We start from the raw sequence: 6308 nt of genomic DNA, 5'->3' as shown, positions 1-6308 counted from the left end.
ATCCGGAGCAGCGACCGGGGCAGCCAGCTTGGATTCGACGCCGGCTATTCGCGTACCCAGCGCATCGATCTCGGCCTTGTCGATCTGCGGAGCGGGAGGCGCCGTGGTTGTTTTGGACTCGACGCTGGCAATTCGCGCGGCGAGCGCATCGAGTGCGGCGTTGTTGACCTGCGGAGCCGGCGGCAGCGGGGCGCGGCCGGGCCACCCCATGGTCCAGACCACCAATGCTGCGGCGCCGGCGCCGAAAATGGCCGCGATGATCGCAGAGGACATCACGGTCGGCCATGACCGCGCCTTTGGCGGAGCAGGCTTGTCGGCGGTACTCGCGGGGCTCTCGCTCCCGGTTTCGTCTGAAATTTCGATGGCATCGAGGTCGAGCGTCGGCGGCGCGCGTTTGGGTCGGTTCAGATCCGCCTGCGGATCAATGTTGTCGGACTTGTCGTCAACCATCGTCAAAGGTTCCCTGCCGGTATCGCGTTGGCACCACCCTTATCAGAATCGGCGCCGGTTCTCCTACCGCGATAACGCGGCCAGCGCACGATCCATCGCCTCAAACAAGCCATTTTCGTCCGGAGTACGCGCCACCAGCACTCGCGGTGCGCCGACGTCACGGAGGATCGACGCCACCGCGTCCGAAATGCAGCATTGCGGCACCGAAAGCGCGGAGATTTCGACGCCGGCGCCCCGCGCCGCGTCCAGGAACGCGCGCGCGCTGCGCCGCGAATAATGCAGCACCGCCTCGATTGTGTTGGCAGCGAATGCCTCGCATGCGGCTTGCGGCAGGCTCGATACCGGGATCATCCGGTAGGTGGTATGGGTGACGACACTGAACCCGCGTTCGCCCAATTCGCCCGCGAGATCGCCGGCGAGATCGGCGCCGGCAAGGTAGATCAGCGTGCTGGATTTCTTCAGCGTCTTGGCGCGCACGCTGGCGACGATCAGGTCGCGCAATGCGGCGGCATTGCCGTCAGCCACGCTGACGTCGCGGAATCCGGCACGGCGGGCGGCGTCCGCCGTGCGTTTTCCCACCGCAAACAGCGGCAGCTTCAGCAGATGGCCGGCGGCAAGTTCGGACTCGATGGCGCGCAGCGCATTGGCGCTGGAGACGATGGCGGCGCCGTAGCGCGCGTCGGCGTCGTCGTGAAACGCCACCGGCTCGAACCGCAGCATCGGCGCCAGCAATACGCCGTGTCCTTTGGTCCGCAATGCTGCTGCGGTAGCCTCATTGTCGGGTTGCGGGCGGGTCACGAGGATCGCCATGATCACGCTCCGGCCAACAGGACTGCCGCGTCAACGGAAGATTGCACGCCATGGCCTCGCAATGATACGCCAGCCGAAGGAAAACGCCGGTTCGGCCGGCAACGCAAGGGCTGAAATTGGATAACGACACCCCGACGTTGGCCCCGGTTCTGGTTCTGGGGATCGAGACCACCTGCGATGAAACCGCAGCCGCCGTGGTCGAGCGGCAGGCCGACGGGGCGGGGCGGATCTTGTCCAACATCGTGCGCTCGCAGACCGAAGAACATGCGCCGTTCGGCGGCGTGGTGCCGGAGATCGCGGCGCGCGCCCATGTGGATGCGCTCGATGGCATCGTAGCCCAGGCGATGAAGCAGGCCGGCATCGGATTCGCGCAGTTGTCGGGCGTTGCAGCCGCCGCCGGTCCCGGCCTGATCGGCGGTGTCATTGTCGGCCTTACCACCGCCAAGGCGATCGCCATGGTGCATGACACGCCGCTGATCGCGGTCAACCATCTCGAAGCCCACGCGTTGACGCCGCGGCTGACTTGCGCGCTGGCCTTTCCCTATTGCCTGTTCCTCGCCTCCGGCGGGCACACCCAGATCGTCGCGGTGCTCGGCGTCGGCAACTATGTTCGCCTCGGCACCACGGTCGATGACGCCATGGGCGAAGCCTTCGACAAGGTCGCGAAAATGCTGGGGCTGCCATATCCCGGCGGCCCGCAGGTGGAACGTGCCGCTGCCGGCGGCGATGCGCAACGGTTTGCGTTGCCGCGGCCGATGCTGGGACGCGACGATGCAAACTTCTCTCTGTCCGGACTGAAAACCGCCGTGCGCAACGAGGCCAGCCGGCTGGCTCCGCTGGAGCCGCAGGACATCAGCGATCTCTGTGCAGGCTTCCAGGCGGCGGTGCTGGAATCGACCGCCGATCGTCTCAACGTCGGACTGAGGTTGTTTCAGGAGCAATTCGGCAGCCCCCGGGCGCTGGTGGCGGCCGGCGGCGTCGCCGCCAATCAAGCCATCCGCGGCGCGCTACAGGCGGTCGCCGCCAAGGCGGAGACCACCTTGATCATTCCGCCGCCAGCCTTGTGCACCGATAACGGCGCGATGATCGCATGGGCCGGCGCGGAGCGGCTGGCGATCGGACTGACCGACACCATGGACGCCGCCCCCCGCGCGCGCTGGCTGCTCGACGGCAATGCGACCGCGCCGGAGGGATTCGCCAACACCCGCGCCAAACTCTAGCGAGGCAGGCGCCATGCCGTCTTACAAGTCCGTTGCGGTGATCGGCGCGGGCGCCTGGGGAACGGCGCTGGCGGACGTCGCCGCGCGGGCCGGCCGCGACGTGGTATTTTACGCCCGCAACGCCGAAGCGGCCGCACGAATGACCGCGCGGCGAATGAACCCGCGGCTGCCCGGCGTCAGTCTCGATGCGCGCATCGCCGTGACCTCGGATATCGCCTACGCCGCACGCGCGGACATTATCCTGCTGGCCGTGCCGGCGCAGAATTTGCGCAACGCCGCTGCCGCGCTTGTCCCTCACCTCGCTGCAGCGACGCCGGTCATCGCCTGCGCCAAGGGCATCGAGCGCGGCACCCTCAAATTCATGACGGAGGTGATTGCGGAGACCGCGCCCGGCGCGGTGCCCGCCATCCTGTCCGGACCGAGCTTCGCCAGTGACGTGGCGCGCGGGCTGCCGACCGCGGTGACGCTGGCGGCAAAGGACGAGGCGCTGGCGGGCGCGCTGGTGCACGCGCTGGGGTCGTCGACCTTCCGGCCCTACCACACCACCGACATACGCGGCGTCGAGATCGGCGGCGCCGCGAAAAACGTGCTCGCCATCGCCGCCGGAATCGTGGTCGGCAGGCAGTTGGGCGCTTCGGCGCAGGCCGCGTTGACCACACGCGGGTTCAGCGAGCTGGTGCAGCTCGGCCGCGCCTGCGGCGCGCGCACCGAGACCATGTCCGGCCTTTCCGGCCTGGGTGACCTGATCCTGACCTGCGGCAGCCCGCAGTCGCGCAACTTCTCGCTCGGCATCGCGCTCGGGCGCGGCGAGAATTTGCCGCGGACCCGGCTTGCGGAAGGCGAATTCACGGCACCCGTGCTGATCGAACTGGCCGCTTCGAAAAGCATCGAGATGCCGGTATCGAAGGCGGTCGCTGCGATTTTACGCGGTACCGCGACGATCGACGAGGTGATTGAAAATCTGCTGACGCGGCCGTTCAAGGCGGAGGGATGACCCGCTCCGTCATGCCCGCTTGTCGCAGGCATCCACGTCTTGATAAAATGGCGGCAAACAGACGTAGACGGCCGGAACAGTCCGGCCAGACGGGTGGATGGTGAGCGCCATGAACTACTGGCTGGTGAAATCGGAACCATCGAGCTGGTCATGGGATCAGCAGGTCGCGAAGGGCGCCAAGGGCGAGGCCTGGACCGGCGTGCGCAATTTCACAGCGCGGCAAAACCTGGTGAAGATGAAGACGGGCGACCGCGCGTTCTATTATCACTCCAATGAAGGCAAGGACATTGTCGGCATCGCGGAAGTGATCCGCGAAGCCTATCCCGACCCCACCGACAAGACCGGAAAATTCGTCTGCGTCGATATCAAGGCGGACAAGCCGCTGAAGACGCCGGTGACCATGGCGGCGATCAAGGCCGACAAGCGGCTGGCCGACATGGCGCTGGTGAAATATTCGCGGCTGTCGGTGCAGCCGGTGACGGCGGAGGAATGGAAGATCGTCTGCAAGATGGGCGGACTGTAGCGCCTGCGGCAGCCATAGGACGACCGCCGTCAGCCCGAAAGCATGTGAAATGTTTGCGTCGTTGCGAGCCAGTGTCGGCGCGACGCGCCGCACGATCTGCGACGCAATCCAGAAGCCTGGAGCATCGGACTGCTTGGTCGCAAAGGCTCCCTCGCAAAGACGTTTGCCGGAATGAAGGAAACGTTCACACACTTTCAGGACGCCGAGACGTGCAGGCGGCAAGCCAGGCTCCGCTTCAGAATTTCGGCGGCCGCTTTTCCGAAAACGCCCTGATGCCTTCCTTGATTTCAGCGCCGCGCATGCTGTGCCGGGCGCGGCGGTCGGCGGCATCTTCGTCCATTTGGCCGCGGGCAAATTCGTTGATGGCGCGCTTCATGCCGCGCATCGCGACAGGCGCGTTGCCGGCGAGAATGGTCGCGAGCCTGTCGACTTCGTCATCGAGGGATTCGGCGGGCACGCACGCGGTGAGATATCCGATCCGCAGCATTTCGGCGGCTTCGATCTTCTGCGCGGTGAGAAACAGTTTTTTGGCGTTGTCGGCGCCGAGCCGCGACACGTAGCGTTTGATGCCGCTGGTGTAATAATGCAGTCCTAGCCGCGCCGCCGGCATAAACATCTCGGCGGTGTCGACGCCGATGCGGAAGTCGCACGCCAGCGCCATATCGGTGGAGCCGCCATAGACGCCGCCATTAAGGCGGCAGATGGTCGGAATGCCAAGATCCTCGAGCCGGTTGGCGACAATCTCGAATGCAGATCCCGCGCTCTGCTGCTCGCTTGCGCCGGCGGCCCGCTCGGCGATCGAGCCGAGATCGTAGCCGGCGCTGAAGGCGCGGCCGGTGCCGGTCAGCACCAGCACCCGGATCGCGGCATCGGCCTCGAGCCGGTCGAACAGTTGCAACAGCGCATCGAGATCGTCGGGTTGCAATCTGTTCAGATGTTTCGGCCGGTTGAGGCGGATGGTGGCCCGTGCACCTTCGATGGAAAGAACCGGCGTGCTCGCCGCGGCCAGGTCGGACATAGGTTTCTCCGCTACTTGTTTTCCAGCGCGCGCCGCCTGGCTTCGGTGTCGATGGTCTCGGCGAGGTCGGGGTGCCGCGCCATCAGCACGTGAAAATCCACGAGGTCGAGCACCAGCAGCTTCGACAGTTGCGTCGTGCTGATGTTGGCTGATCGCTGACGATTGCCGAGCAGCGCCATTTCGCCGAAAAATGCGCCTTCGCCAAGCCGCACCTTCTTGCCGGGCAGATCGACCTCCACCTCGCCGGCGGCGATAAAGTACATGCAGTCGCCCGGCTGCCCCTTGCGCACGATCATGGCGCGCGGTGGCAGGTCCATGGTGCGCAGCATGTGCGTCACGTCGGCGATCGCCGCCGGACCAAGGGCTGCGAAGAACGGCACCCTGCTCACCAACGCCCAGGTCTTGAGAAAGTTGTCGCGCCGGGTTTCCGCGGCGAAGCCGGTGGCGAGAATACCGGTCCACAGGCCGAACACGCCGAGGCCGCAGATCATCACGATGGCCGCCACCAGCCGCCCAAGCGGCGTCACCGGCACCACGTCGCCGTATCCGACGGTGGTCAGGGTGACAACGGCCCACCATAGGGTCGCCGGCAGGCTGCCGAACGCCACCGGCTGCACGGCGCGCTCCAGCACATGCACCGCCACCGAGGCGAACGACAGCACCATCAGGAACAGCACGAGCACGCTGATGAGCGGCCCGGATTCCAGCACCAGCACCCGCCGCAGCCGCCGCAGTCCCGGAATTCCGGGCACCAGCTTGAGCAGCCAGAACACGCCGAGCAGCCACGCCGACCGGATGTCGGCGCCGCCGACGATAGCGACAGGCACCGCCAGCGCGGCGACGGCATCGACCAGCCCGCCGCCGGACAAGGCATAGGCACGACCGCGCCGCGCGCGGACGGCGCGGACCAGGCGCGCCAGCCATTCGATCGCGAAAAAGGCGAGGCAGGCCGAAAGCGCGGCTTCAACCCAGTACGATGCCGCTTCATAAACGGGATCGACCGAGAGAACGAGCAACGCGATCAAGCCAATGGCGACAATGACATAGGCGGCCGCGGGCATGCGGCGGCCCGCCGCGGCAGTTGCGAGTTGCGCCAGATAGGGGAAAATGAACGGCCTGGACATGTGCGCACGTTGCCCGCGCGGGGAATGGCCGTCAACGCGCGGCGCAAGACCAGGGGTATCCCTACTGTATGCACACATCTCTGCGCGGTCCGAGCGCCGCAAAAGCCTTTTTCGAAGAGCGATGAATAAGCCGGTCAAGCCCGCGGTTGACGCGGCGTGTGGTGCCGCG

Annotated in this window: 6 protein-coding genes and 1 pseudogene; 3 read left to right on the top strand and 4 right to left on the bottom strand. The window is 66.3% G+C overall.

The window, feature by feature from the left end:
- Nucleotides 1-450: pseudogene (locus ACFE72_RS23955) on the bottom strand (hypothetical protein); the annotation flags it as partial.
- 63 nt (nt 451-513) lie between these two features.
- Nucleotides 514-1260, bottom strand: coding sequence for a uroporphyrinogen-III synthase (locus ACFE72_RS23950; protein ID WP_375415619.1), 747 nt, complete (start codon nt 1258-1260; stop codon nt 514-516).
- A 116-nt stretch (nt 1261-1376) separates the two neighbouring features.
- Here ACFE72_RS23950 and tsaD point away from each other — a divergent pair, with 116 nt between their 5' ends.
- From tsaD to ACFE72_RS23935, 3 genes are all read left to right on the top strand, one after another.
- Nucleotides 1377-2480: a tRNA (adenosine(37)-N6)-threonylcarbamoyltransferase complex transferase subunit TsaD gene (tsaD, locus tag ACFE72_RS23945; RefSeq protein WP_375415618.1), complete on the top strand. Its 1104-nt coding sequence runs from the start codon at nt 1377-1379 to the stop codon at nt 2478-2480.
- 13 nt (nt 2481-2493) lie between these two features.
- On the top strand, nt 2494-3474 hold the full coding sequence (locus ACFE72_RS23940; RefSeq protein ID WP_375415617.1) for an NAD(P)H-dependent glycerol-3-phosphate dehydrogenase: 981 nt from the start codon (nt 2494-2496) through the stop codon (nt 3472-3474).
- Between the two features lie 109 nt (nt 3475-3583).
- Nucleotides 3584-3997, top strand: coding sequence for an EVE domain-containing protein (locus ACFE72_RS23935; protein WP_375415616.1), 414 nt, complete (start codon nt 3584-3586; stop codon nt 3995-3997).
- A 235-nt stretch (nt 3998-4232) separates the two neighbouring features.
- On the opposite strand, the gene ACFE72_RS23930 is transcribed toward ACFE72_RS23935, so the two are convergent.
- Both ACFE72_RS23930 and ACFE72_RS23925 read right to left on the bottom strand, forming a co-directional pair.
- The gene (locus ACFE72_RS23930) at nt 4233-5015 is read right to left on the bottom strand and encodes an enoyl-CoA hydratase/isomerase family protein (RefSeq protein WP_375415615.1); all 783 of its coding nucleotides are present in this window, start codon (nt 5013-5015) and stop codon (nt 4233-4235) included.
- 11 nt (nt 5016-5026) lie between these two features.
- Nucleotides 5027-6139, bottom strand: a complete 1113-nt coding sequence (locus ACFE72_RS23925; protein WP_375415614.1) for a cyclic nucleotide-gated ion channel — start codon at nt 6137-6139, stop codon at nt 5027-5029.
- Nucleotides 6140-6308 lie beyond the last annotated feature (169 nt).

This window comes from uncultured Bradyrhizobium sp. (genome assembly GCF_964252615.1).
In the GTDB taxonomy this organism is placed as follows: domain Bacteria; phylum Pseudomonadota; class Alphaproteobacteria; order Rhizobiales; family Xanthobacteraceae; genus Bradyrhizobium.
Note: the sequence above shows the minus strand (reverse complement) of the source record. Positions and strands in the feature narration are given on the sequence as shown.

Bases quoted from the DNA above. Each gene is read 5' to 3' on its own strand.
- ACFE72_RS23950 (WP_375415619.1), bottom strand. From the start codon at position 1,260: ATGGCGATCCTCGTGACCCGCCCGCAACCCGACAATGAGGCTACCGCA.
- ACFE72_RS23940 (WP_375415617.1), top strand. From the start codon at position 2,494: ATGCCGTCTTACAAGTCCGTTGCGGTGATCGGCGCGGGCGCCTGGGGA.
- ACFE72_RS23935 (WP_375415616.1), top strand. From the start codon at position 3,584: ATGAACTACTGGCTGGTGAAATCGGAACCATCGAGCTGGTCATGGGAT.
- ACFE72_RS23930 (WP_375415615.1), bottom strand. From the start codon at position 5,015: ATGTCCGACCTGGCCGCGGCGAGCACGCCGGTTCTTTCCATCGAAGGT.
- ACFE72_RS23925 (WP_375415614.1), bottom strand. From the start codon at position 6,139: ATGTCCAGGCCGTTCATTTTCCCCTATCTGGCGCAACTCGCAACTGCC.